Genomic DNA, 24273 nt, shown 5'->3' with positions numbered 1-24273 from the left:
TCGCAGGAGTTCTCTCCCCCGTGCCCAGGAGGGAGTGCGGTGAGTGGCAGATGCGGCGGCTGTAGCCCGGCAGCCGCGCGGCGAGAGGCCCGGCGAGGCAGGCATCAGCGTAGGCCGATGAAGCCTCGGAAGCAACCGGTTCAGTAACTCGGCCGACGGGCGGCGACCCGTGGTGACCCATGAGAAGCCGGGCCACCACGGGCGGACCATCCCCACCACAGGATGGGCTCCCGGCCTGCATCTGAACCGGTTCAGATAACCGTAGGCAGCCGCCGAAGAGCGCGTCAAGCGTCGATGAGGATTGACCCAACCGGGCCCGGGTATCCGCAAACGGATTGCCGGGTAGCGAAGGAGACAGCATGGTCAGCATCGGATACACGTTGATGTGCGAACAGGCAGGCCCGAAGCAACTCGTCGACCACGCGGTACGGGCCGAGGCAGCCGGCTTCGACCAGCTCGTCATGTCCGACCACTACTACCCCTGGCTGGAGTCGCAGGGCCACTCGCCGTACGCCTGGTCGGTGCTGGGCGCGGTCGCCCACGCCACCTCCCGCGCGGAGCTGATGTCGTTCGTGACCTGCCCGATCCGGCGGTACCACCCGGCCGTGGTGGCACAGAAGGCCGCCACCGTCGGACTCCTCTCCGACGGGCGGTTCACCCTCGGCCTCGGCGCCGGGGAGAACCTCAACGAGCACGTGGTGGGCGCCTGGCCGCACGTGCAGCAGCGGCACGAGATGTTCGAGGAGGCGTTGCAGATCATCCGGCCGCTACTCAACGGCGAGACGCTGACCTTCTCCGGCAACCACTACGACGTACCCGACGCGTACCTGTGGGACCGACCCGACACGCCGGTGCCGATGGCGGTGGCCGCGTCCGGACGGCAGTCCGCCACCCTGGCCGCCGAGTACGCCGATGGCATGATCGCCACCGAGCCGGAAGCGCACCTGGTGGAGATGTACGAGGAGGCCGGTGGCGCCGGACAACCTCGCTACGGCCAGGTGGCCATCTGCTACGGCCCGGACGAGGCCGAGTGCCGCAAGATCGCGCACGACCAGTTCCGCTGGTTCGGGCTCGGCTGGAAGGTCAACGCCGAACTGCCCGACGCCGACGCCTTCGAGGCCGCCGCGCAGTCCGTACGCGAAGAGGACGTGGCCGCCGGCATCTCCTGCGGCCCGGACGTGGACACGCACGTGGCCGCGTTCAAGAAGTTCGTCGACGCCGGCTTCACGCACGTGGCGCTGGTGCAGGTCGGCGGCGACCACCAACCGATGTTCCTCGACTGGGCGCAGGAGCAGTTGCTGCCCCGGCTGCGCGAACTGTGACCGGCAGGAGGTGATTAAGCGATGCGTATCGGCAACACGGAGATCCGACCGGCCGGCGGCGGCCTCGGCTGCCTTCTGATGATCCTCTTCTCGATCGTCGCCTCGATCGTGCTGACCGTCCTGCTGAACCTGGTGCTCTGACCACCCGCTGCTGCTGCTGCTGTGTGTGTAAGGAGGGGTCCCCTGCTAACGCCTCCTGTATAGGAAGGGACCCCTCCTAACATCCGGGCGCCGCCGAGGGCATGATCGGGCGGGCGTTGCCGGTCCGCCTGCGCGGTCAGCGGCGCAGGCCGAGGCCGACGAGGACCTCGCGGGTGGCCTGGCCGATCGGTTCCAGGACGCCACGACGCAGCCAGTCGACCGTCGAATGCCAGACCGCACCGACGGCTCGGCAGACGGGCAGCAGCAGGTGCGTCCACACCCACAGCCCGGCCCGGAACACCGGGCGCAGCGTCCACACCCCACACCACCAGAGGATGCGTCCCGCCGTACGCCAGGCCCAGCCCAGCACGGCGGCGAGCGACCCGGCCAGCGCCGCGAGCCATCGGCCCAGCAGTTGGGCGGGCGGAGTGAGCACCCGCACGGTCCACACCAGCGGCACCCACACCAGGTAGTACGACGGCACCAGCACGACGACCCGTACCAGCCAGCCCACCGCCCGGCCGCACCAGCGCAGCATCCGGGCCAGTCCCTGACCGCACCAGCGCAGCGGCGGCCGCAGTACGCCGTGCCAGAACTCGACCAGACGACGCCACATCCAGCTCGACGGGGTCCACACCAGGGTGTGCCAGAGCCATCCGAGGGCCCGCAGCGTCCAGAGCAGCGGAATCCAGACCAGGTGGCGCAGCAGCCAGTGGATCGGACGCCATACACACCGGTCGAGAAACCACAGGGTCGGCGTGACCAGCCACCGGTGCAGCAGCCCGCCGACGGCGACCAGCAACTCCCAGGCCAGCCGGAACGGCAGCACCACCACCAGCGCGACGGCCCGTGCGGCAACCCTTCCCGGTGAGGACACCACCGACCTGGTGTCGGCCTCACGATCGCGCGGTGACGAGTCGATCACGGCCACACCGTATCCGCTTCCCGCCAACCAGCCCGACGCCGTAGCCGCTGGCCATCTCGGCGCCGTAGCCCAGCGCTACGCACTCCCGGATCCCGCCCGCGTCCACCGGCAATGACCAAGGAGCTTGTGCCTTCGTACGACCTCTCCGTGACCAAAACTCCTTGATCACCGCAGGCGAGGGCGGGCGAGAGCCGGGGTGCGGCGCGGGATGCCGCACGCGAGGCACGGAACAAGGGCCGCCGGACGCCAGACGCGGGACACCCCAGACGCGGGACGCCAGAACGCGGGACACCGAAGGCGAGACACCGGACGCCGGATACCGGATTCGGACGCGGACTCGGACGCGAGGCACCGGACGCGGACTCGGCCGCGAGGCACCGGACGTGGGACACCGGGGGCGTGGGACGTGGGACGTCGTGTGTGCGTGTGCCTCCGCACTGCACCGGAACAGGTAGGGGTGTGCCGGACGTGGGGACCACTACGGAGATGGGGCAGGGCAGGAGCCAGGTGGGCACAGGCGAGCGGGGCTGGACGAGGCGACGTGGCGCTACGTGGGTGGGGTGAGGGTGAAGGTGGCGGTTATGGGGTGGTGGTCGGAGGCTCGGTGGGTGTCGGGGGTGCGGATGACCTGGACGTCGACCAGGTGGGCGGCCAGGGCGGGGGTGGCCAGCAGGTAGTCCAGGCGCATCTCGGCGAACTCCGGCGTGTGTCCGTAGCCGGTGGGCACGGTCGGGCCGGCGGTGGCGGCCAGGTCGACCAGACCGGCGGCGAGCAGGTGGGCCACCGCCCGGGTGTCCACGGTCCGTCCGTCGCGGCGCAGGTGCCGACGGCGGTACGCGGGTGCCAGCCGGGCCAGACTCTCGGCGTGGTCGGCGTACGGGGCGAGGGTGTTCAGGTCTCCGGCGAGCAGGGCGAGGTCGGCGCGGGACCGGCGTAGCGCGGCGGCCGCCCAGCCGGCCTCGACCAGGCGGCGGCCACCACGGTACGGATAGAAGTGGGTGCTGAGGACGGCGAGCGGCCCGGCGTCGGTGGACAGTGTGACGCGCTGTGCCGCGTGGTGGAACGGTCGACGGACCGGCCCGGTCGCCGTGGTCGGCCAGCGCGGGTGCACGAGTATCGCGACCGGCTGGCCGAAGGGCGACCGGGCCAGGTGGGGCGTCAGGCCGGCGTCCGACGCGAAGCGGGCCACGTCGAGGCCGCGCAGTTCCTGGAGGGCGAGGACGTCCGGGCGGTGTGCGGCGACGACCCGGGCCAGCAGGGTGCGCCGGTCCGGGCCGTGCCGGTCCTGTCCGCCGTTGCGGATGTTCCAGGTCATCACCCGCAACACGGTCGCCTCAGCCCGGCTGGCCGGCCTTGGCCAGCTCGTCGTCGAGGGTGTCCACGTCCTCGGACTCGATCTCCGGCTGGTTGCCGGACCGTACGTCCTCGTTGGGGCGAATCACCCAGTAGAGCAGCCCGATCCAGAGCCCGGTCAGCATGATCGCGCCCATGAAGTCGGTCGGGTGGTGCATGCCCCGGTACATCCGGGACACTGCCACACCGACCGGCATGATCACCGCCGCCGCCACGAAGAGCCAACGCCACCACCGGTCGGTACGCGGGAAGACCACCACGGCGATCGCCACCCAGAGGCAGAGTGTGGCCGCGATGTGGCCGGACGGGAAGGAGGACGTCGGCATCGGGCCGTCCAGGTTCTCCACCGGCGGGCGCGGCCGGTCCACGGCGGCGGCGGAGGCGAGGAAGAGCGTCAGCTCGCCGAACATGGTCAGCGCCACGAAGAGCACCGGCCGCCAGCGTCGCCAGATCGCCAGCACCAGCGGGCAGAAGACCATCGAGATGAGCAGGATGGCGTGGGTGTCGCCGACCTTGCTCCACACCCAGCTCAGGTCGTCCAGGAACGGGGTGCCCCGGTCGGCGAACCACTGCGGCACGGTCTCGTCGAGCCGGGCCAGGAAGGTGCCGTCGGCGTGGTAGCTGACGAGCATGCCGAAGCCGTAGAGGGCGCCGAAGACCAGCACCCAGCCGACCACGATCTCGGCGACGCCGGCACGGGCGTGCGGCAGCAGCTTCTCCTCCTCCGGTGCCAGGGCCACCTCGTGTGCCGCCTCGGGCTCCAGGCCGTCGGTCAGTGGGACGGCCGGGCGGCCGCGTTCCAACCGCCACAGCCGGAAGGCGTACGCGGTGACGCCGAGCCAGGCCGCGCCGAGGAGCCAGGCGCCGAGCACGTCGGAGAGGAAGTGCACGCCGAGCGCGACCCGGGTGAATCCGATCAGGACCACGACGGTGGCGGCCAGGGCGATCGCCGGCTTGCGCCAGCGGGGCGCCATGGCCGGCAGGAAGACCAGCAGCAGCGCGCCGTAGGCGACCATCGACCCGAGGGCGTGTCCGCTGGGGAAGCTCTGCCCGGCGTACGTGCCGATGGGCACGTCCACCTCGGGGCGCAGCCGGTCGACGAGCGTCTTGAGCGACGGGTCGAGGATCAGCGCGCCCGCCCCGGTGACGATCAGGAAGACCGCGAGCCGACCCTGCTTGCGGATCAGCAGCCCGACCACGGCCACGGTGACCAGCCAGACGATCACCGGTCGACCGCCGAGGTCGGTGATGGCGGTGAGCACCGTCACCAGCGGACCGATGGGTGAGATCCGCTCGTTGAGCCAGACCGCCACGCCGTGGTCCACGTCGTACAGCGGGGTCCACTGCACCCGGACCAGCACCAGGAGCAGCCCGAAACCGACCCCGGCGCCGAGGACGAGCAGCAGCCCGGCGAGGGTACGTTCGGTGAAGTGACCGAGTGGTCGTCGCAGTACGTCCCGGACCGCGCCCACGGCAGCCTCCTTCGCCAGGGGCGTCGACCGACGGCGACGCCTTCTGGCGTGGCGCTGTACCCGCGTCGATGGGTGCGTACACCCGCCCGGGTGGAGAAGGACGTTCCGGCCCGGACGGCGGGCGTCTAGAGCGCGGTCATCTCGCCGGTGTCGTGCAGACCCGCACGTGGGGCGTTCGGCTTCCACAGGTCCGGCTTGGCGGGCTCGGACACACCGATGCGGACCGCCTCCAGTTGGGCGGCGAAGGCCAGCCCGCCGAAGAGCGCCATGCCGGTGAGGTTGGCCCAGAGCAACAACGCCATCATGCCGGTCAGCGCGCCGTACGTCTGGCCGAAGTCCTCACTGAACCGCACGTAGCCGGCGAGCAGCAGGCTGGCCAGCCACCAGAGTGCGGTGGCGATGCCGGCGCCGAAGAGCAGCCAGGACAGGCCGGGTTGACGGCGACGTGGGGCGTACCGGAACAGCACCGCGACGGCCAGCACGGTCAGCGCGAGGCTGAGCGGCCAGCGCACCACGTCCCAGAGGATGGCGGCCCACTCGCCCCAGGCGTAGCGGCGTTCCACCGAGTCGCCCATCGGGCCGCCGCCGACGAGGATGAGGAACCCGGTCAGCGCCGGTATGCCGGCGACGACGGCGAGCACCGCGGCGCGCAGGTACTTCCGCAGGGCGGGGCGGTCTCGCTCGACGCCGTAGATCCGGTTGGCGCCCCGCTCGATCTGCGCCATCGTGCTGGTCAGCGCGACCAGCCCGGTGCCGAGGCCGAGGGCCAGCGCCACCTCGCCGATGTCCTCGACGCGTTCGCCGCCCGCGCCCTCGCCGAGCAGATCGGCGACGACCGCCTCGCTGGCGCCGGGGGTGAGCGCGAGGACGGTGTCGGCCACCACCTCGCCGCCCTCGGCCGCCCCCAGCTCCGAGATGAGCCCGGTCAGCGCGATCAGGAACGGCACCACGGCCAGGCAGAGCTGGAAGGCGAAGGCGCGGGCGTGGCTGAACCCGTCGCCGTAGCGGAACCGGACGAAGGCGTCGTGCAGCAGGTGCCAGCCGCCCTCGCGGCGCAGCGTCTGCCAGGCGTGGTCGGCGCAGAGCTGCTCGTCGGCCATCAGCCGGGTCTCCGGCACCATCTTGGTGCTACTCACCCCGGCCCTCCTCGATGAGCCGCTCACCCCGCTCGGCGGCGCCGGACGCGTCCTCGGCCAGGTCGGGTGTGCTCTCCGGCTGCGGTACGCACAGCCACAGGGCCCGTCGACGGATCTGCACGCTCAGCTCGTGGCCGGGCTCGATCAGGTCGCCGTCCAGTTCGCGCGGCTGGGGGCGGTTGCTGGTGATGGTCACCCGGCGGGCCCGGAAGACCTCCATCCGGGGCACCCGGTCGCGGCGGCGTACCACCGCCCAGCCGAGCCTGATCCAGTGTCGCAACCGGTGCGGGGTGAGCACGGCGACGTCGAGGTAGCCGTCGTCGGGTTCGGCCTCGGTGAGCAGGCGTACGCCGCCCTGGAGCCGACCGACGTTGGCGACCAGCACCGAGCGGGCGCGGCGGCGCAGCGGCGGCTGGTCGTCCAGCGAGATCGACACCCGCATCGGGCGGTCGCGCAGGTGCCGGGCGGCGCCCACGACGTACGCCGGCCAGCCGATCCGCCGTTTCGTCGTCTCGTTGGTGGCGGCGAGCATCTGGGCGTCGAAGCCCATGCCGGCCATCACCGCGAAGTGCTGCCCGTCGACCTCGCCGACGTCGAGCAGACGCCGTCCGCGCTCGACGGCCACCTCGATCCCGGCGGCCAGGTCGGTGGAGAGTCCCAGGTTGGCGGCGAGCAGGTTCCCGGTGCCCTGGGGAAGGACGGCGAGGGCCACCTCGGTGCCGACCAGCGCGCTGACGCAGGCCATCACGGTGCCGTCGCCGCCGCAGGCGAAGACCACGTCGACGCCCTCGGCCAGGGCCTGCTCGGTCTGGCCGCGCCCGGGGTCGTCGACGGTGGTCTCCAGCCACAGCGGCTCGGGCCAGCCGGCGGCGGCGAGCGCGTCGACGACCGTGCGGCGGAACGTGTCGAGATCCTCCACCTTGACCGGGTTGACCACGACCGCACTGCGCAGTGCCTGTCCGTCTCGTCCAGCTTCCACGGCGTCAGTGTGCGGCACGGTAGGCGGTTCGGCGACCCGACGCCGGGTGACCAGGTTCACCCACCCGACAGGTGTGACGCCGACCCGTGGCGTGGCGGCTCAGGCGGCGGCCCGCAGCGCGGTCTCCACCCGGCGGCGTACGTCGGCCAGGTCCACCCCGGCCTCGGTGAGCACCAGCGCGGCCAGCCCGTTGCCCTCGCGGAGCAGCCCCAGCAGGAGGTGCTCGGTGCCGATGTGCCGGTGCCGCAGCCGCATCGCCTCGCGCAGGGAGAGCTCCAGCACCTTCCTGGCGCGGGCGGAGAACGGCCCGCCCGGGTGCCGCCGGAGCCGACCCCAGCGGCGACGCGGTGCCGGCACGGCCTCACGCAACGCGTCCGGGCCGAAGGACTCCTCGATCCGGGCCACGATCGCGGCCAGGTCGATGCCGATCTCCCGCAGCGCGGCGGCGTCGGCCTCGGCGAGCCCGTCGTCGCCCCGGACGGTGTGGCGGCGTACCCGCTCCCGCAGGTCGTCACCGGTGACCCCGACGTCGCGGAGCACCCGGACGGCCAGCGCGTCGCCGTCGGCGAGGATGCCGAGCAGCAGGTGCTCGGTGCCGACGGGTCCTCGCCCCTCGGCCCGCGCCTCGTCGCGTGCGTGCCGCACCACGGTGCGGGCGCGGTCGGTGAACCGTTCGAACATCATGCCTCCCGGGAGGATCCGACCGCCGGTCGCCCGGCGTGCTTCTTGTGGACCGCCTGCCGGCTGACCTCGAGCGCGTCGGCGATCTCCTGCCAGGACCAGCCCTGTCGGCGGGCGTTGTCGACCTGGACCACCTCAAGCCGTTCGAGCAGCCGGCGCAGGGCGCGGACCGCGCGTAGCCCGACCCTGGGGTCGGTGCTGCCCGCTGCGGCCGCGAGTTCCGTCGCCTGACTCATGGCGTCAACTTACATTGACAGGCCCGAGCCTGTCAATCCCGGTTGACACCCGGCGTTGGTCCGCGCCACCCGCCAGCGCGGTCGTGCTCCGGGTGGGATCGGCGTCCTGAGCAGGGCGGCCGTCGGGCGATCACGCCCCGGGGCCGCACCGGCGCGACTAGCCTCAACAGCAGGCCGAACGCAGCTGCGGGGGTGATGGCGGATGGCCCTAGGCAGCGGGACGACGCCGGTGCTGGTCGGCGTCGGTCCGGACGGCGCGCTGCCGGTGGCCCGTACCGCCGCGCGGGTGGCCGCCGCCCACGGCCGTGCGCTGCACCTGATGCACGCGTTCAACTGGGCCGCGATGGAGGCGCCCGCGGTCACCGCGTCCCGCTCGCACGCCGAGGAACTACTCGCCGAGGCCACCGTGGCGGCCAACCAGAGCGAGCCGGACGTCCCGGTCACCGCCGAGATCATCGAGGGTTCGGCGGTGGCGACGCTGGTCCGCAAGTCCGAGACGGCGTTCCTGGTGGCCGTCGGGGACGGCGGCATGGCCCACTGCGACCGCTGCATCCCGGCCGACAGTCCCGCCGTCCAGGTGGCCGCCCGCGCCGACTGCCCGGTGCTGGTCGCCCGCCAGGAACCCCCGCCGACCGGGCCGGTCCTGGTCGGTGTGGACGGCTCGGCGTCCGCCGAGATCGCCCTGGCCTGGGCGTACGCCTGCGCCAGCCGGCACCGTTCGCACCTGCTGGTGGTCTGGGTGGTCGAGTCCGACGCGGCGGTGGGTGAGGCCGCCGACCGGCTCGCCGCGCTCGTGGCCCGACACGGTGCCGGGCAGCGCGGCGTCATGGTGGAGTGCCGGGTCGTCCGGGGCGAACCGGGTGACGTCCTGGTCGAACAGTCGCGCGCCGCGCAGTTGGTGGTGGTCGCCGCGCGCGGTGACGAACCGTGGCGCGGCATGCTCGGCGCGGTCAGCCAGTCGCTGCTCTACCACGCCCCGGCCCCGGTGCTGGTGGTCCGGGGCGTCTCCGGGCCGCCCGCCGACGACAGGCCAGGACACCCGGCCGGGCGGGACCAACGGCCCTGATCCACGCCCGCCGATCCCGGAAAGCTGGAGGCAGGAAACCCGCGCTGCGGATGCAGAATCCACCGACCCGCGAGAGGCTCAAGCAGTATGGACACGGCCGTGGACATCCCGAGCACCCTGACCGACGAGGAACTGCGCCGCCTCGACGCCTACTGGCGGGCCGCGAACTATCTCAGCGTCGGGCAGATCTACCTGCTCGACAATCCCCTGCTCCGCGAACCGCTGACGGCGGAGCACGTCAAGCCCCGGCTGTTGGGGCACTGGGGCACCTCGCCCGGCCTGAACCTGATCTACGCCCACCTGAACCGGGTGATCGTCGACCGGGACCTGTCGGCCCTCTTCGTCACCGGCCCCGGTCACGGCGGTCCGGCGATCGTCGCGAACACCTGGCTGGAGGGCACCTGGAGCGAGCGGTATCCGGGCGTCGGCCGCGACGAGGCCGGCATGGCCCGGCTGTTCCGCCAGTTCTCCTTCCCCGGCGGCATCCCCAGCCATGTGGCGGCGGAGGTGCCGGGCTCGATCCACGAGGGCGGCGAGCTGGGGTACGCGCTCAGCCACGCCTACGGTGCCGCGTTCGACAACCCCGACCTGCTGGTGGCCTGTGTCATCGGGGACGGCGAGGCGGAGACCGGCCCGTTGGCCGGGAGCTGGCTGTCGACCGTGTTCCTCAACCCCGCCCGGGACGGCGCGGTGCTGCCCGTCCTGCACCTCAACGGCTACAAGATCGCCAACCCGACGGTGCTGGACCGGATCCCCGAGTCCGACCTGCTCGCCATGATGCGCGGCTTCGGCTACCAGCCGTACGTGGTGGCCGGTGACGAACCCGCCGCCGTGCACGAGGCACTCGCCGCCACTCTGGACCGGGCGCTGGACGAGATCGCCGAGATTCAGCGTCGGGCCCGGTCCGGAGCCACCACCGAGCGTCCGCGCTGGCCGATGATCGTGCTGCGTACGCCGAAGGGCTGGACCGGTCCGCGCGAGGTCGACGGCAAGCAGGTCGAGGGCACGTACCACGCCCACCAGGTGCCCCTGTCGAACGTCCGCAGCAACCCGGAGCACCTGGCCGAGTTGGAGCGCTGGCTGCGCAGCTACCGCCCGGAGGAGCTGTTCGACGCCACCGGCGCCCCGGTCCCGGAGCTGACCGCCCAGCCGCCCACCGGGGATCGGCGGATGAGCGCCAACCCGGTCGCCAACGGCGGGTCGGTGCTGCGTGACCTGGTCCTGCCGGACTTCCGCGACTACGCGGTGGACGTGCCACGTCCCGGTGCGACGGCCACCGGCGCCACCGGCGTACTGGGCCGGTGGATCCGGGACGTGATCGCCGCGAACCCGCAGACCTTCCGGCTGTTCGGGCCGGACGAGGTGGCCTCCAACCGGCTCCAGGCGGCCTTCGAGGTCACCGACCGGGCCTGGATGGGCGCCACGGTCCCCGGCGACGACCACCTCTCCCCCGACGGCCGGGTGATGGAGGTGCTCTCCGAGCATCTGTGCCAGGGCTGGCTGGAGGGCTACCTGCTGACCGGGCGGCACGGCGTCTTCACCAGCTACGAGGCGTTCATCCACATCGTCGACTCGATGGTGAACCAGCACGCGAAGTGGCTCAAGGTGACCCGGGACATCCCCTGGCGGATGCCGGTGGCATCGCTGAACTACCTGCTCTCCAGCCACGTCTGGCGGCAGGACCACAACGGCTTCTCGCACCAGGACCCGGGCTTCATCGACCACGTGATGAACAAGAAGGCCGAGGTCGTCCGGGTGTACCTGCCGCCGGACGCGAACACCCTGCTCTCCACCATGGACCACTGCCTGCGCAGCCGGCACTACGTCAACGTGGTGGTGGCCGGCAAGCAGCCCGCGCCGAACTGGCTGACCATGGACGAGGCCGTGCAGCACTGCCGGCGCGGGGTGGGCATCTGGGACTGGGCCGGCACCGACGGCGGCAGCGAGCCGGACGTGGTCCTCGCCTGCGCCGGGGACGTGCCCACCCTGGAGACCCTGGCGGCGGCGGACCTGCTGCACCGGCACCTGCCCGACCTGAAGGTCCGGGTGATCAACGTGGTCGACCTGATGCGGCTCCAGCCGTCGAGCGAGCACCCGCACGGCCTGCCGGACAACGAGTTCGACACGCTGTTCACCCGCGACAAGCCGATCATCTTCGCCTACCACGGCTACCCGTGGCTGATCCACCGGCTCACCTACCGCCGCACCAACCACCGCAACCTGCACGTACGCGGGTACAAGGAGGAGGGCACCACCACCACGCCCTTCGACATGGTGATGCTCAACGACCTGGACCGGTTCCACCTCGTCATCGACGTGATCGACCGGGTGCCGGGGCTCGGCGACCGGGTGGCGTACCTGCGGCAGGAGATGGCCGACGCCCGCGACGCGGCCCGCGACCACACCCGCCGGTTCGGGGAGGACGACCCCCGGGTCGCCGAGTGGCGCTGGGTCCGCGAGACCGACCCCACCAACCCCTGAAAAGGAGACACCATGACCGGGAGTACGGACGGCGCGGAGATCGTGGTGGGCTACGACGGCTCGCCGGACGCGGCCGCGGCCCTGGACTGGGCGCTGGACCAGGCCCGCCGGTCCGGCCGACCGGTCCGGCTGGTGTACGTCTTCGAGTGGCTCACCGTGGCCGGCTGGGTCGGTCCCGGAGTCACGCCCGGCATGTGGCCCGACGAACAGGCCCGTCAGCAGGTCGAGGAGTTGGTGGGCAAAGCCGCCGCGGACGCCGGTGCGGCCAACCCCGAGTTGACCGTGCACGGTGAGGTCCGCGACGGCCCGCCCGCCCTGGTGCTGGAGGAGAGTTCGGCGGAGGCCGACCTGGTGGTGCTGGGCGGCCGGGGACACGGCGGCTTCGCCGGCCTGCTCGCCGGATCCACGGCGGTCAGCGTCACCGCGCACGCGCACTGCCCGGTGGTGGTGGTTCGCCGCGACACCGCCGACGCCGCCCGGTCCGGGCACGTCACCGTCGGGGTGGACGGCTCCGAACCCTCGCTGGTGGCCCTCGGCTACGCCGTCGAGGAGGCCGCCCTGCGCAGGGTGCCGCTGCGGGTGCTGCGAGCCTGGCAGCCCAGGGGCGAGCAGGCGAACCTCACCGGAGAGCAGGCCCGGGACGCGGCCCTGGCCGAGGACCGCGCGGAGCTGGACGAGGCGGTGCGCCGCTGGCGGGAGACCTTCCCCGACGTCGAGGTGAGCGTCGAGACGGGCACCTCCGCACCGGCCGGGCTGCTGATCGAGTCCAGCCGCCGGTCGCAACTGGTGGTGGTCGGCACCCGGGGCCGGGGCGGCCTGCGCGGCATGCTGCTCGGCTCGGTCAGCCAGCAGCTCATCCAGCACGCGCACTGCCCGGTGGCGGTCGTCCGGAAACGCTGAGGCGATCCGCGCCGACCGGTGTCAGGCCGGTCGGCGCGGCCCGCCGCCCAGCGCCCGCAGGGCGTTGAGGATCACCAACACGTCGATGCCCTCCTGGAGGAACGCACCGGCCACCGGTGGCAGCTTCCCGGCCGCCGCGAACCCCATCGCGACGACCGCCAGGCCCATCCCCACCGTGGCACTCTGCACCGCGATCCGCCGGGCGCGACGCGCCACCTCCACCGCGTCGGCGAGCGGGTCGAGCCGGTCGACGCTCAGCACGGCGTCGGCGACGTCGGCGGAGGCGGTCGCCCCGGTGGCGCCCATCGCCACCCCGACGTGCGCCTCCGCCAGGGCGGGCGCGTCGTTGACACCGTCGCCGACCATCACGGTGACCGCCCGCCCCGCCTCGGCGCGGACCCGGGCCGCCTTCTCCGTCGGGGTGCACCGGGCCAGCACGTCGTCCACGCCGACGTCCCGCGCGACCCGGTGCGCCGTCTCCGGGCGGTCGCCGGTGACCATCACGATCCGGGTCATCCCGGCCTTCCGCAGCCGGTCCACCACCTGGCGGGCGTCCGGGCGTACCGGGTCCTCCAGCACCACCGCGCCGAACGGCCCGGCCTCGTCGGACACCCAGACCACGCTGTGTCCGGCCTGTTCGGCGCGGGTACGGACCGGCACCGCCCACGGCGGCGGGTCGGCGTCGAGCTGACCGACGCGAATCCGTCGTCCACCCACCCGCCCGCGCACTCCCCGGCCCGCCTCCTCGGTCACCTCCGTCGGCGTCACCAGCCGCATCCCGCGTCCCCGGGCATCACGGACCAGCGCCGCCGCCAACACGTGCGGGGAGAGTTGTTCCACCGAGGCGGCCGAGCGCAGCATCTCGTCGGCGTCGCCGCCGGGGGCCACCACCAGGTCGGCCACCCTCGGTCGGCCCAGGGTGAGCGTGCCGGTCTTGTCGACCAGCAGGGTACGGGCGCGACCGAGCACCTCCAGCGACCCGCCGTCGCGCACCAGCATCCCCCGCCGGGCGACCCGGGACAGCCCGCTGACGATGGCGATCGGGGTGGCCAGCAGCAGCGGGCACGGGGTCGCCACCACCAGCACCGCCACCGCCCGCAGGAACTCACCGGACAGCAACCAGCCCAGGCCGGCCACGACGAGGGTGAACGGCACGAAGGCGGCGGCGTAGTGGTCGGCCAGCCGCACCGTCGGCGCCTTGCGGGCGGTCGCCTCCTCGGCCAACCGGACGATCCCCGCGTACGTGCTGCGGGTGGCGCTCTCGGTGGCCCGCAGTCCGAAGCCCGCCCCGGCGTTGACCACCCCACTGGCCACCCGCTCCCCCGCCGCCCGCTCGACCAGCCGGGACTCCCCGGTCACCACCGACTCGTCGAGGGTCGCCGCGGACTCCACGACACCATCGACGGCGACCACGTCACCGGGGCCGACCAGCAACCGGTCCCCGGCCGCCAGCCGGTCCACCGGCACCACCTCGACGCCGCCGTCGGCGGTACGCCGACGGGCGGTACGCGGGGCACGGGCGAGCAGGGAGCGCAGGTCACGGGTCGCCCGCCGGTGCGCGTACGCCTCCAGGGTCCGGCCGGTCGCCAACATCAGCGCGACCACCGCACCGGCCAGGTACTCGCCGACGACGAGCGCCCCGGCCAACGCGAGGACGGCGATCACGTCCACGCCGAAACGTCGCCGCCACAGCTCGCGCAGCATCGAGGCGGCCGCCGGCAGCAACGCGACGAAAGTGGCCGCCGCCCACAGCGCGTCAGCGACCCCGACCCGTCCCGCCAGTCGTGCCGCCGCTCCGGCCAGGACCAACGCGGTCAGTGCGGTCAGCGGCGCCCACAGCCACCACCACCGTGGTCCACCCGACGGCACGGGGCGCGGCGCCAGGCACTCGCGGGGACCGTGGTCCGGCGCGTCCGACGTCGGTTCCGCCATGCGCGGATCGTCGCAGGCACCGCGCCCCACCGTCGGGCACTCCGGCCAGATCCCGGGCCGAACTACCCCTCGGTGCCGGGACGTTGGGACCGTGCGTGACCCCCGGCGGATGTCGCATGATGGGCCAGACCCGGCCCACGGCCGCACCGAGGTGCGGCACGATGAGCAGAGACGAAAGGTCGTGACAATGAGCCACCAGACGCCGGCCACGCATCGCCCGCTGCCCACCGCGCTCGCGGAGGCCGCCACGATGGCCGGTCGGGCGCCCTCGGTGCACAACGCGCAGCCGTGGCGCTGGCGGGTCCTGCCCGACGCGCTGGAGCTGCGGATGGTCCACGACCCGCAGTTGGCGGCGACCGATCCGGACGGCGAGTTGGTCCGGTTGAGCTGCGGGGCGGCACTGCACCACGCCCGGTTGGCGCTGGCCGCCGAGGGGTGGACGACGACCGTACGGCGGATGCCCGACCCGGCCGAGCCGGAGCTGCTCGCCCGGCTGACCGACCTGCGGCCCAGCGGGGCCGACCCGGACGCCATGCGGACCGTCCAGTGCATGCAGGTCAGGCACACCGACCGTCGACCGGTCAGCGACGAGCCGGTCGGCGACGAACGACTGGACGCGGTCAGCACGGCCGCCCGCCAGGAGGGCGCCCGGTTGGAGATCCTCGATCGCGACCAGGTGCTGGAGTTGGCCGCCGCCGCCTCGCGCGCCGCCACCGTCGAGGCCGACGACTCCCGGCTGCGCGAGGAACTGGACTACTGGACCAGCCGGGCCGCCGGGACCGGGTTGACCGCCGAGGTGCTGCCCGAGCAGGCCCCGCAGACCACCGTGCCGGGCCGGGACTTCGGCCGCCCCGGGACGCTGCCGGTGGGGCCGGGCCACGACCGGGCCGCGTCGTACGCGGTGCTCTACGGCGACGAGGACGAGCCGGTGGACTGGCTGCGCGCCGGTGAGGCGCTCTCCGCCGCCTGGCTGACCGCCACCCGGCTGGGTGTCTCGGTGGTGCCGCTGAGCGGGGTGGTCGAGGTGCCGGCGACCCGGCAGGTCCTGCGGGGGGTGCTGGCCGGGCTCGGCCACCCGTACCTCGTCCTGCGACTCGGCGTCGCGGACCCGGCGCACGCGGGTCCGCCGCACACCCAGCGACTGGATCGCGCGCAGGTGGTGGACACCTCGGCGGTGGAGGGAACAGCGGGATGAGCCGACGGCCGCCCGCCGGTTAGCATCGCCGGGTGACCGTCGGCGAACCCCACCCCCGGCACGAGCCGCCCTCCCTCGGCCTCAGCCCGCTCTCCCGCGTCCACCTGGACGAGCTGCTCCAGGAGATGCTCGACCGGGTCGGGGAGGTGATGACCAGCCGGGAACGGCTGCGGGCCCTGCTCGACGCGGTGGTCGGCATCGGCACCGACCTGGACCTGCGCAGCACCCTGCAACGGATCGTGCAGTCCGCCTGCGACCTGGCCGGCGCCCGGTACGGCGCGCTCGGCGTGATCGGCACCGACCGGACGCTGCACGACTTCATCACCCACGGCATCTCCCCCGAGCTGCACGCCACCATCGGTGACCTGCCGCACGGCCGGGGCGTGCTCGGCCTGCTGATCGACGATCCGAAGCCGCTGCGGATGCCGGACATCACCCAGCATCCGCGCTCCTACGGGTTCCCGCCGCACCACCCGCCGATGCACACCTTCCTCGGCGTGCCGGTCCGCATCCGCGACCAGGTCTTCGGCAACCTCTATCTGGCCGAGAAGCAGGGCGGCGCGCAGTTCACCGACGACGACGAGGAGATCGTCGTGGCCCTCGCCGCGGCGGCCGGGGTGGCGATCGAGAACGCCCGGTTGTACGCGCTGGCGCACCGGCGGGAACGCTGGCTCGCCGCCACCGCCGAGATCACCTCACTGCTGCTCGGCGAGGTCCGCCGCACCGACGCGCTGACGCTGGTGGCGCGACGGGCCCGCGAGGTCGCCGAGGCCGAGCTGGCCCTGGTGCTGCTCTACGACGACGAGGCCGACCACTTCACGGTCGAGGTGGTCGACGGTGCCGGCAGCCAGGCCCGCGCGCTGGTCGGCACCGTGCTGCCGGCGGCGGACACCAGTTTCGCCGGGCCGATCGCCGAGGGCCGGCACGACTCGGTGGACGACCTCGCCCACGCCGCTCCCTGGCCGGCGGTGCTGCACACCGGGCCGGCGGTGATCTCGCCGCTGGCCACCGCCGACACCCTGCACGGTGTCCTGGTGATCGCGCACGCGGTCGAGCACGGTGGCGCCACCGACGAGGACGTGGCGCTGCTCGGCAGCTTCGCCGGGCAGGCCGCGCTGGCCATGGAACGCGCACGCGGCCAGGAGGAACGCGAGCAGTTGGTGGTCCTGGAGGACCGCGAACGCATCGCCCGTGACCTGCACGACGTGGTCATCCAGCGGTTGTTCGCCACCGGCCTGCACCTGCAGAGCGCGGTGCCGCTGGCCACGCGGCCCGAGTTGACCAAACGGATCAACGCGGCGGTCGACGACCTGGACGCCACCATCTCCGACATCCGCCGCACCATCTTCGAGCTGCGCAGTCCGGTGAGCGCGGCGCTGCGCACCGAGATCCGCGAGGCGGTGGAGGTGGCGGCCGAGTCGTTGGGCTTCCGTCCCCGGCTGGAGCTGAACGGCCCGGTCGACAGCGCCGTCCCGGACGCGGTCCGCCCCGATCTCACCGCCGTGCTCCGCGAGGCCCTGTCCAACGCGGTACGCCACGCCGAGGCGTCGGCCGTGACGGTGTCGGTACGGGTCGACGGCGGTCGGGTGACCGTGCTCGTCACCGACGACGGGGTGGGATGCGACCCGGCCGCCGCCCGGGGCGGGCTGGTGAACCTGCGCGAGCGCGCGGAACGCCACGACGGCACCTTCGAGGTCCGCCCGGCCCGTCCGCACGGCACCGAACTGCGCTGGTCGATCCCGCTGCGGGACTGACCGGCGGGTGCCGGCGTACGGTCAGCGGGACTTGCCGAGCAGCCGGGTGGCGAGCACGGCGGCCTGGGTACGCCGTTCCAGGCCGAGCTTGGCCAGCACGCTGGAGACGTAGTTCTTGACCGTCTTCTCGGCCAGGAACATCTTGCCGGCGATCTCCCGGTTGGTCAGGCCCTCGGCGACGTACTCCAGGATCCGCCGTTCCTGCTCGGTGAGGGACTGCAGCTCGCGTGGCTGCTCCACGCCGCTGCGGATGCGGTCCAGGACGCGGGTGGTGATCGCCGGGTCGAGCAGCGACTGCCCGCCCGCCACCCGGCGCACCGCGTCGACCAGGTCGGTGCCGCGGATCTGCTTGAGCACGTACCCGGAGGCACCGGCCATGATCGCCGCGAACAGCGCCTCGTCGTCCTCGTACGAGGTGAGGATCAGGCCCTTGATCGAGGAGTCCACGGCCCGCACGTCCCGGCACACGTCGATGCCGTTGCCGTCGGGTAGCCGGGCGTCGAGGATTGCCACGTCGGGGCGGAGCGCCGGGATCCGGCGGGCGGCCTCCGGCGCGGAGCCGGACTCGCCGACCACCTCTATGTCGCCGCTGGCCTGGAGCAGGTCGGCAAGGCCACGACGGACGACCTCGTGGTCGTCGAGCAGGAACACCCGGATCATCCTTCGTTTCTACCCGTTCTCCCCCACCGCACGCACGGGCCGAAGGTCCCGACCCACCACCGTCCCCTGGTCGGAGATGGAGTCGACGCCGGTGCACGGTCCCGGGTGAGGGGCGGGGTGTCCCGGGGGTTCGGGACGTGTGGCCCTGCTGGGCGGGGGTCGCCGAGGCGCACCGTGGGGTGGTACCGGCGAGCGTGAGGGGGCAGGACCATGGAGAACGGCTACACCGCCGAGCAGCTTCGGGTCGCCGCGGCCGACGCGGTGCGGGCGCCGTCCCTGCACAACGTCCAGCCCTGGCGGTTCCGGCTGCGCGACGGCGGCATCGAGGTGCTTCTCGACCCGCGACGCGGACTACCCGCCACCGACCCGAGCGGCTGGGGTGCCCGGGTCGCCGGTGGCGCGGCACTGTTCAACCTGCGTCTGGCGCTGGCGGTGGCGGGAAACCCGGCCACCGTCCGGCTGCGGCCGTACCCGGCGGAACCGACCGTGCTGGCCCGGTTGGTGCCGGACCTGCCGCGCCGACCGACCCCGACCGAGCAGAACCTGCACGCGGCGATCCACCGCCGGTTCAGCAACCGCGCCCCGTTCTGGCCCGACCCGGTGCCCGCCGACACCCGCTGGCGCCTCGGTGAGGCGGCCCGCGCCGAGCACTGCTGGCTGGAACTGCTGATCGGGGTGAGCGCGGTCACCGCCTTCGCCGAGATCGCCCGTGGCGCGCACCGCGTCCTCGAACGTGATCCCGCCTACCGGGCCGAACGCCTCACCTGGGTACGCGCCGAGCCCGCGCCCGACGGGGTGCCGGCACTGGCCGGCGGGCCGCAGGCCGAACCGCAGGACCTGCTGCCGTCACGTGGCTTCGGCGGCGCCCCGCGCGCACCCGGCCGCGACTTCGAGCCGGAGCCCCTGGTGGCGGTGCTCGGTTCGGCCGGCAACACCGCCGTCGACCAGGTCGTCGCCGGACAGGCGTTGCAGCGGGTCCTGCTCACCGCCACCGACTCCGGGCTGTCGGTGTCGATGCTGTCCCAGCCGATCGAGGTGCCCTCGGCCCGTGAGCAGCTCCGGATGTCGTTGGGCCGGTTCGGCACCCCGCAGATGGTGATGCGGATCGGGTTCGGTCGGCCCGGCCGGCCCACCCCACGCCGCCCGGTCGACGAGACGCTGGACCTGCCGGTGCACCTCGGCTGACCGCCGACGAGGGGTGGACCGGGCGACGTCGCGGGGAGGGCCGGGCCGACGCTCAGCGGGCCGGGTCGCCCGTGCCGAACTCGGCGAGCAGGGCGGCCTCCCGGGTCGGGTCGAGACCCACCGGCTCTCGGGCCGGCCGCCCCGCCCGCGCGGGCACCTCGCCCACTCGGCGCAACCACTCCCAGGTGTCGGTGACGGTGTCGGACACCGGCCGACCGGTGAACCCGGCGGCGTACGCCCGACTGACGTCGATCTGCTGCATCCACCGGTATTCGTGGCCGGGCGGCAGCCACACCGGCAACTCGCTCCACGGGGACACGCCCGCGTCACGCAGACGCTCCGGCGCGACCCACCGCAGCGAGGCGTCGGCACCGGTCGCCGTGACGGCGGCGGCGAGCAGTCCACCCATGGTGGTGTGCCCGGGACGGTCCACCACGTTGACCGGGCCGGCGAGGCGGGCGGCCCCGGCGTCGAGCAGGAAGCCGGCCAGGTCGCGCACGTCGACGTACTGCACCGGCAGGTCGGCGGGACCGGGCGCGAGCACGTCACCGCCCCGGGCGACACGGGTCAACCACCACGGCAGCCGACCGATGTCCTCGCCCGGGCCGAGGATCAGCCCGGCCCGGGCCAACAACGACCGGTCGCCGAAGACCTCCTGGACCGCCCGCTCGCTGCCGCGCTTGAGTGTCGGGTAGTCGCCGTCGGCGGCGGCCGGGTCGGCGTCGACCACCGCGTCGTCCTCGGTCACCCCGGCGGGCACCGGCGGCGCGTAGACCGATCCGGAGGAGACGTAGACGTAGTGCCCGACCCGCCCGGCGAGCATCCGTGCGCCGGCGAGGGCGTCCCGAGGCGCACCGTCCCAGGTGTCGACCACCACGTCCCACTCGCCGTCGGCCAGCGCGGCCAGCCCGTCCGCTGTGGTGCGGTCGCCGGTCAGGTGCCGTACACCCGCCGGAGGAGCCCCGTGCCGCCCCCGGTTGAACACGGCCACCGTCCATCCACGACGGACGCCCTCGGCGACCGTCGCCCGGCCCACGAACCCGCTGCCGCCCAGCATGAGCATTCTCATGTGGTCCACCCTGCCGGGTGTCGGGCGTGGTGGGACAGATCGTTCACCCTCAGCGGATCTGCCCTGGGCAGAAGCCGGACCGCACCGTGCCCGACGTGACAGTGCCGTGCCCGGCGTCCGCCAGTGGCGTGCGCCGGGCACGGGCTTCGGCAGGGCGGTGCCGCGGGCACGGCGGGCACCCCTGGCCGGCTCCTTCATCGAAGGTTGGCACGCTAAATCGTCGTCGCCACCGAGACGCCCGTCAACAACTTCCGGAAAAATATCGGTAGATCAACCGATCGTCGGTCGGGCGGCGGCACTGTCCCGGACCACCAACTCGGTCGCCAGCTCGATCCGGGGGCTCTCCACCCTCTCCCCCTTGGCCAACCGCAGCACCGTACGCGCCGCCAGCATCCCCATCTCGGCCAACGGCTGACGCACCGTCGTCATCGGCGGCGATGACCAGCGCACCTCGGGAAGGTCGTCGAAACCCACCACGCTCACGTCGTCCGGCACCCGTAGACCCCGCTGCCGGACCGCCTCGTACACCCCCAACGCCATCTGGTCGCTGGACGCGAAGATCGCCGTCGGTGGATCGGCCAGCCCCAGCAGCCGGGTGCCGCCCACGAAACCGGACTCGTGATAGAAGTCGCCCGGGCAGACCAACGCGTCGTCGAAGCCCAACCCGGCGGCCTCCAGCGCCGCCCGGTAGCCGTCCATCCGGGCTCGGCTGCACATCAACTGCGGCGGCCCGGCGATGAACCCGATCCGCCGGTGTCCCAGCCCGATCAGGTACTCGGTGGCCCGCAGCCCTCCGGCCCAGTTCGTGGCGCCGACCGTCGGCGCGTCCTGCGGCGGCAGTCCGTCGGCGTCGACGATCACCACCGGGACGTCCATCCGGCGCAACTCGGCCCGCATCGGCGCTTCGACCATCGAGGTCACGAAGATGACGCCCTCGGTGCCCCGCCCACGCAGGCTGGTCAACCACTGCTCGGCGGAGGCGGCCTGCCGGTGGATGGCGGAGACCACCGTGCCCACCCCGGCGGCGTGCGCGACATCCTCCACACCCCGAATGATCTCCACCGCCCACGGACTGTCCAGATCGTTGAAGACCAGGTCCACCAACCCCGAACTCGCCCGCATACTCGGCGGACGCCGCCGGTACCCGTGCCGCGTGAGTAACTCCTCCACCCGCTGACGCGTCTGCGGAGCCACGTCCGAACGCCCGTTGATCACCCGCGACACGGTCGGCACCGACACGCCGGCCAGATCGGCGATCGCCGAAATCGTGACCCTGGGGGTCTCTCTGGCAACCACAGCTCCACCCACCCAACCCGGTACGGCGACCCACCCGGCGAGGCAGCCGACAACCCCCACCCTAGTGCCGGAATTTTCACCCGCATACCGGGAGGTGGGGCAGATCCGTCGGGCCGTCGGCGGTCAGCTCCTCGGTGCCGCCGCGCTGTCCCGGACGACCAATTCGGTGGCCAGCTCGATCCGGGGGCTCTCCACCTTCTCGCCCTTGGCCAACCGCAGCACCGTACGCGCCGCCAGCATCCCCATCTCGGCCAACGGCTGACGCACCGTCGTCAGCGGGGGCGATGACCAGCGCACCTCGGGAAGGTCGTCGAAACCCACCACGCTCACGTCGTCCGGCACCCGCAGACCCCGCTGCCGGACCGCCTCGTACACCCCCAACGCCATCTGGTCGCTGGACGCGAAGATCGCCGTCGGTGGATCGGCCAGCCCGAGCAACCGCACCCCGCCGGAGAACCCGGCCTCGTGATAGAAGTTACCGACCTGGATCAACCGGTCGTCGACGGGGATACCGGCCGTCTCCAGTGCCGCGCGGTAGCCGTCCATCCGGGCCCGGCTGCACATCAACTGCGGCAGGCCGGCGACGAACCCGATCCGGCGGTGTCCCAGCCCGATCAGGTACTCGGTGGCCCGCAGACTGCCGGCCCAGTTCGTGGCACCGATCGTCGGCGCGTCCTGGGCGGGGACACCGGCCGGGTCGACGATCACCACCGGGATGTTGAGGCGACGCAACTCGGCCTGCTGCGGCGCCTCCAGGGTGGAGGTGACGAAGATGACCCCCTCGGTGGAGCGGGTCCGGATGTTGTCCAGCCACTGCTTGGCCGAGGAGGTACGGCGGTGGATGGCGGAGACCACCGTGCCCACCCCGGCGGCGTGCGCGACATCCTCCACACCCCGAATGATCTCCACCGCCCACGGACTGTCCAGATCGTTGAAGACCAGGTCCACCAACCCCGAACTCGCCCGCATACTCGGCGGACGCCGCCGGTACCCGTGCCGCGTGAGTAACTCCTCCACCCGCTGACGCGTCTGCGGAGCCACGTCCGAACGCCCGTTGATCACCCGCGACACGGTCGGCACCGACACGCCGGCCAGACGGGCGATCGCCGCGATGGTCACTGTGCGGTTGTCACTGGCAGCCACGCGGCGCCTCCATCTGCTCGCTCGATGGACGCCGCCGACGGAGGCGTCACTGCTGGCTCTTCGCCACCGCGGTGATGTCCTTGAGGATCTGATCCGGCCGCTTACGGCCGATCATCAGCTCGGCGACGCTGTTGTTGACCTGCTGACCGACCGCCGGCGGGTACGCCTGGTCGAGGTAGAGCTGGAACCCGGTCGCGACCGCCAGGTGCGCCGCCACCACCTGGTTGTTCGGGTCCTTGATCCGGCCGACGGCGGCCAGGTTGGTGGGAAGCACGGCACCGGTCTCGGCGGCCCGGCGCTGGTTCTCCGACCGCAGCAGCATGCGCAGGAAGTCCACCGTCGCGGGCGGAGCGTCGCGGCCGACCGCGAAGCCGTTGCCGCCGCCGAACGCGTCGGTGGCGGCACCCTTACCGCCCTCCACCGTCGGGAAGGTGAAGAAGCCGAGCTGGTTGCCGATGCCGAGCTTGCTGTTCGACGACGATGCCTGGATCGAGGGCGCCCACTGGCCCATCAGCTCCATGGCGGCCTCGCCGTTGCCCATCGCCGCGCCCTGCCCGTCCGCCGTGCCGTACTCCGCGGAGCGCCAGTTGCGCTGGAACGGCTTGAGATCGACCAGCTCCTTCAGTCGCTCCCCCGCGGCGACGAACTCCGGGGTGTCGAAGTTGCCGGTCTCACCCGCGACGCGCAGGGCCTCCAGGCCACCGACGCGCATCGCGAGGTACGCCCAGTAGAAGTGCCCCGGCCACTTGTCCTTGCCGGCGAGCGCGATGGGGGTGATGCCCCGCGCCTTGAGCTTGCCGACCGCCTCCAGCAGCCCGGCCCAGGTGGTGGGCGGCGAGGTGATGCCGGCGTCGGAGAAGTGGTCCCGGTTGTACCAGAAGCCGGTCATGCCGACGTCGAACGGGATGCCGTAGATCCGTCCGTCGATCGTGTACGGCTGCAACGCAGCGGGCAGCAACTGCCCGATCCACGGCTCCACCTCGGCGGTGATGTCCTTGACCAGGCCCGCTTCCACCTGCTGCTGCAACAGGCCACCGCCCCACGACTGGAACAGGTCCGGTGGCGTGCCCTTCTTGGTGATCTCGGCCAGCTCGGTCTTGAAGACCTCGTTCTCCAGCGGCTCGATCTCGAACGTCACGTTCGGGTGCCGGCCCGAGTACACCCGCGCCAGGTCGGCCCAGACCGGCAGCATCGGCTCGGTGTTCTGGATGTGCCACCACTTGACCGTCTGCGGGGTGCCGGGGCTGTCGGAATCGTCCCCTCCGCATCCTCCGAGCAGGAAGGCGCTGGCGCCGAGACCGGCCAGGCCGAGTAGTGACCTGCGGGAGACGGGCGCTGTCATCTGTA

20 protein-coding genes are annotated in these 24273 nt (G+C 72.8%); 7 read left to right on the top strand and 13 right to left on the bottom strand.

Going from position 1 to position 24273, the window contains the following annotated elements; all coding sequences use genetic code 11:
- Positions 1–359 precede the first annotated feature (359 nt).
- Positions 360–1322, top strand: coding sequence for a TIGR03557 family F420-dependent LLM class oxidoreductase (locus tag ABZ738_RS11010; protein WP_131051316.1), 963 nt, complete (start codon positions 360–362; stop codon positions 1320–1322).
- A gap of 277 nt (positions 1323–1599) precedes the next feature.
- Here ABZ738_RS11010 and ABZ738_RS11005 read toward each other — a convergent pair whose 3' ends face one another.
- The 7 genes from ABZ738_RS11005 to ABZ738_RS10975 all read right to left on the bottom strand — a co-directional run bounded on the left by ABZ738_RS11005 (position 1600) and on the right by ABZ738_RS10975 (position 8245).
- A complete protein-coding gene (locus ABZ738_RS11005) occupies positions 1600–2388 on the bottom strand; it encodes a hypothetical protein (RefSeq protein WP_131051317.1) in 789 nt (262 codons plus the stop codon).
- A gap of 547 nt (positions 2389–2935) precedes the next feature.
- Positions 2936–3703, bottom strand: a complete 768-nt coding sequence (locus ABZ738_RS11000) for an endonuclease/exonuclease/phosphatase family protein (protein WP_357212729.1) — start codon at positions 3701–3703, stop codon at positions 2936–2938.
- 19 nt (positions 3704–3722) lie between these two features.
- Complete coding sequence (locus tag ABZ738_RS10995) at positions 3723–5213, bottom strand: phosphatase PAP2 family protein (RefSeq protein WP_176093144.1); 1491 nt, start codon at positions 5211–5213, stop codon at positions 3723–3725.
- A gap of 125 nt (positions 5214–5338) precedes the next feature.
- Positions 5339–6349, bottom strand: a complete 1011-nt coding sequence (locus ABZ738_RS10990) for a YihY/virulence factor BrkB family protein (protein ID WP_131051320.1) — start codon at positions 6347–6349, stop codon at positions 5339–5341.
- Positions 6342–7328, bottom strand: a complete 987-nt coding sequence (locus tag ABZ738_RS10985; protein WP_236145559.1) for a diacylglycerol kinase family protein — start codon at positions 7326–7328, stop codon at positions 6342–6344. Before ABZ738_RS10985 ends, ABZ738_RS10990 begins: the two co-directional genes overlap by 8 nt.
- A gap of 99 nt (positions 7329–7427) precedes the next feature.
- A complete protein-coding gene (locus tag ABZ738_RS10980) occupies positions 7428–8012 on the bottom strand; it encodes a Clp protease N-terminal domain-containing protein (protein WP_254876759.1) in 585 nt (194 codons plus the stop codon).
- Entirely contained in the window at positions 8009–8245 is a 237-nt protein-coding gene (locus ABZ738_RS10975) for an HTH domain-containing protein (protein WP_357212447.1), read from the bottom strand. Before ABZ738_RS10975 ends, ABZ738_RS10980 begins: the two co-directional genes overlap by 4 nt.
- Before the next feature lie 202 nt (positions 8246–8447).
- Here ABZ738_RS10975 and ABZ738_RS10970 point away from each other — a divergent pair, with 202 nt between their 5' ends.
- The 3 genes from ABZ738_RS10970 to ABZ738_RS10960 all read left to right on the top strand — a co-directional run bounded on the left by ABZ738_RS10970 (position 8448) and on the right by ABZ738_RS10960 (position 12692).
- Positions 8448–9311, top strand: a complete 864-nt coding sequence (locus ABZ738_RS10970; RefSeq protein ID WP_357212445.1) for a universal stress protein — start codon at positions 8448–8450, stop codon at positions 9309–9311.
- 87 nt (positions 9312–9398) lie between these two features.
- A complete protein-coding gene (locus tag ABZ738_RS10965) occupies positions 9399–11792 on the top strand; it encodes a phosphoketolase family protein (protein ID WP_357212443.1) in 2394 nt (797 codons plus the stop codon).
- Between the two features lie 12 nt (positions 11793–11804).
- Complete coding sequence (locus ABZ738_RS10960; protein WP_357212441.1) at positions 11805–12692, top strand: universal stress protein; 888 nt, start codon at positions 11805–11807, stop codon at positions 12690–12692.
- A 21-nt stretch (positions 12693–12713) separates the two neighbouring features.
- Here ABZ738_RS10960 and ABZ738_RS10955 read toward each other — a convergent pair whose 3' ends face one another.
- Positions 12714–14624 (bottom strand): heavy metal translocating P-type ATPase, encoded by a 1911-nt coding sequence (locus ABZ738_RS10955; protein WP_357212439.1) that lies wholly within the window; start codon positions 14622–14624, stop codon positions 12714–12716.
- A gap of 109 nt (positions 14625–14733) precedes the next feature.
- Between ABZ738_RS10955 and ABZ738_RS10950 the strand changes: the two genes are divergently transcribed.
- Complete coding sequence (locus ABZ738_RS10950) at positions 14734–15819, top strand: nitroreductase (RefSeq protein WP_357212727.1); 1086 nt, start codon at positions 14734–14736, stop codon at positions 15817–15819.
- 125 nt (positions 15820–15944) lie between these two features.
- Entirely contained in the window at positions 15945–17573 is a 1629-nt protein-coding gene (locus tag ABZ738_RS10945) for a GAF domain-containing sensor histidine kinase (protein ID WP_236145563.1), read from the top strand.
- A gap of 21 nt (positions 17574–17594) precedes the next feature.
- Here ABZ738_RS10945 and ABZ738_RS10940 read toward each other — a convergent pair whose 3' ends face one another.
- On the bottom strand, positions 17595–18233 hold the full coding sequence (locus ABZ738_RS10940; RefSeq protein WP_131051330.1) for a response regulator transcription factor: 639 nt from the start codon (positions 18231–18233) through the stop codon (positions 17595–17597).
- 210 nt (positions 18234–18443) lie between these two features.
- Between ABZ738_RS10940 and ABZ738_RS10935 the strand changes: the two genes are divergently transcribed.
- The gene (locus ABZ738_RS10935) at positions 18444–19418 is read left to right on the top strand and encodes a nitroreductase (RefSeq protein WP_131051331.1); all 975 of its coding nucleotides are present in this window, start codon (positions 18444–18446) and stop codon (positions 19416–19418) included.
- Between the two features lie 52 nt (positions 19419–19470).
- Here ABZ738_RS10935 and ABZ738_RS10930 read toward each other — a convergent pair whose 3' ends face one another.
- From ABZ738_RS10930 to ABZ738_RS10915, 4 genes are all read right to left on the bottom strand, one after another.
- On the bottom strand, positions 19471–20487 hold the full coding sequence (locus ABZ738_RS10930) for an NAD-dependent epimerase/dehydratase family protein (RefSeq protein ID WP_357212436.1): 1017 nt from the start codon (positions 20485–20487) through the stop codon (positions 19471–19473).
- 270 nt (positions 20488–20757) lie between these two features.
- Positions 20758–21783 (bottom strand): LacI family DNA-binding transcriptional regulator, encoded by a 1026-nt coding sequence (locus ABZ738_RS10925; protein WP_176093134.1) that lies wholly within the window; start codon positions 21781–21783, stop codon positions 20758–20760.
- A 123-nt stretch (positions 21784–21906) separates the two neighbouring features.
- Complete coding sequence (locus ABZ738_RS10920) at positions 21907–22926, bottom strand: LacI family DNA-binding transcriptional regulator (RefSeq protein ID WP_131051334.1); 1020 nt, start codon at positions 22924–22926, stop codon at positions 21907–21909.
- 46 nt (positions 22927–22972) lie between these two features.
- Positions 22973–24268 carry an extracellular solute-binding protein gene (locus ABZ738_RS10915; protein ID WP_131051335.1) on the bottom strand — a complete coding sequence of 432 codons (1296 nt, stop codon included), beginning with the start codon at positions 24266–24268 and terminating at the stop codon, positions 22973–22975.
- Positions 24269–24273: the final 5 nt, after the last annotated feature.

It is taken from the genome of Micromonospora sp. NPDC047793 (genome assembly GCF_040642635.1).
Classification (GTDB): Bacteria; Actinomycetota; Actinomycetes; order Mycobacteriales; family Micromonosporaceae; genus Micromonospora.
The sequence above is the reverse complement of the archived record's forward strand: the minus strand, read 5'-3'. Positions and strand labels throughout refer to the sequence as shown.

Excerpts from the sequence above, each read along its gene's own strand:
- ABZ738_RS10915 (WP_131051335.1), bottom strand. The coding sequence starts at position 24,268 with ATGACAGCGCCCGTCTCCCGCAGGTCACTACTCGGCCTGGCCGGTCTC.
- ABZ738_RS11000 (WP_357212729.1), bottom strand. The coding sequence starts at position 3,703 with ATGACCTGGAACATCCGCAACGGCGGACAGGACCGGCACGGCCCGGAC.
- ABZ738_RS10960 (WP_357212441.1), top strand. The coding sequence starts at position 11,805 with ATGACCGGGAGTACGGACGGCGCGGAGATCGTGGTGGGCTACGACGGC.
- ABZ738_RS10975 (WP_357212447.1), bottom strand. The coding sequence starts at position 8,245 with ATGAGTCAGGCGACGGAACTCGCGGCCGCAGCGGGCAGCACCGACCCC.
- ABZ738_RS10940 (WP_131051330.1), bottom strand. The coding sequence starts at position 18,233 with ATGATCCGGGTGTTCCTGCTCGACGACCACGAGGTCGTCCGTCGTGGC.
- ABZ738_RS10965 (WP_357212443.1), top strand. The coding sequence starts at position 9,399 with ATGGACACGGCCGTGGACATCCCGAGCACCCTGACCGACGAGGAACTG.
- ABZ738_RS10945 (WP_236145563.1), top strand. The coding sequence starts at position 15,945 with ATGCTCGACCGGGTCGGGGAGGTGATGACCAGCCGGGAACGGCTGCGG.
- ABZ738_RS11010 (WP_131051316.1), top strand. The coding sequence starts at position 360 with ATGGTCAGCATCGGATACACGTTGATGTGCGAACAGGCAGGCCCGAAG.
- ABZ738_RS10950 (WP_357212727.1), top strand. The coding sequence starts at position 14,734 with ATGTCGCATGATGGGCCAGACCCGGCCCACGGCCGCACCGAGGTGCGG.
- ABZ738_RS10935 (WP_131051331.1), top strand. The coding sequence starts at position 18,444 with ATGGAGAACGGCTACACCGCCGAGCAGCTTCGGGTCGCCGCGGCCGAC.
- ABZ738_RS10980 (WP_254876759.1), bottom strand. The coding sequence starts at position 8,012 with ATGATGTTCGAACGGTTCACCGACCGCGCCCGCACCGTGGTGCGGCAC.
- ABZ738_RS10955 (WP_357212439.1), bottom strand. The coding sequence starts at position 14,624 with ATGGCGGAACCGACGTCGGACGCGCCGGACCACGGTCCCCGCGAGTGC.
- ABZ738_RS10970 (WP_357212445.1), top strand. The coding sequence starts at position 8,448 with ATGGCCCTAGGCAGCGGGACGACGCCGGTGCTGGTCGGCGTCGGTCCG.
- ABZ738_RS10930 (WP_357212436.1), bottom strand. The coding sequence starts at position 20,487 with ATGAGAATGCTCATGCTGGGCGGCAGCGGGTTCGTGGGCCGGGCGACG.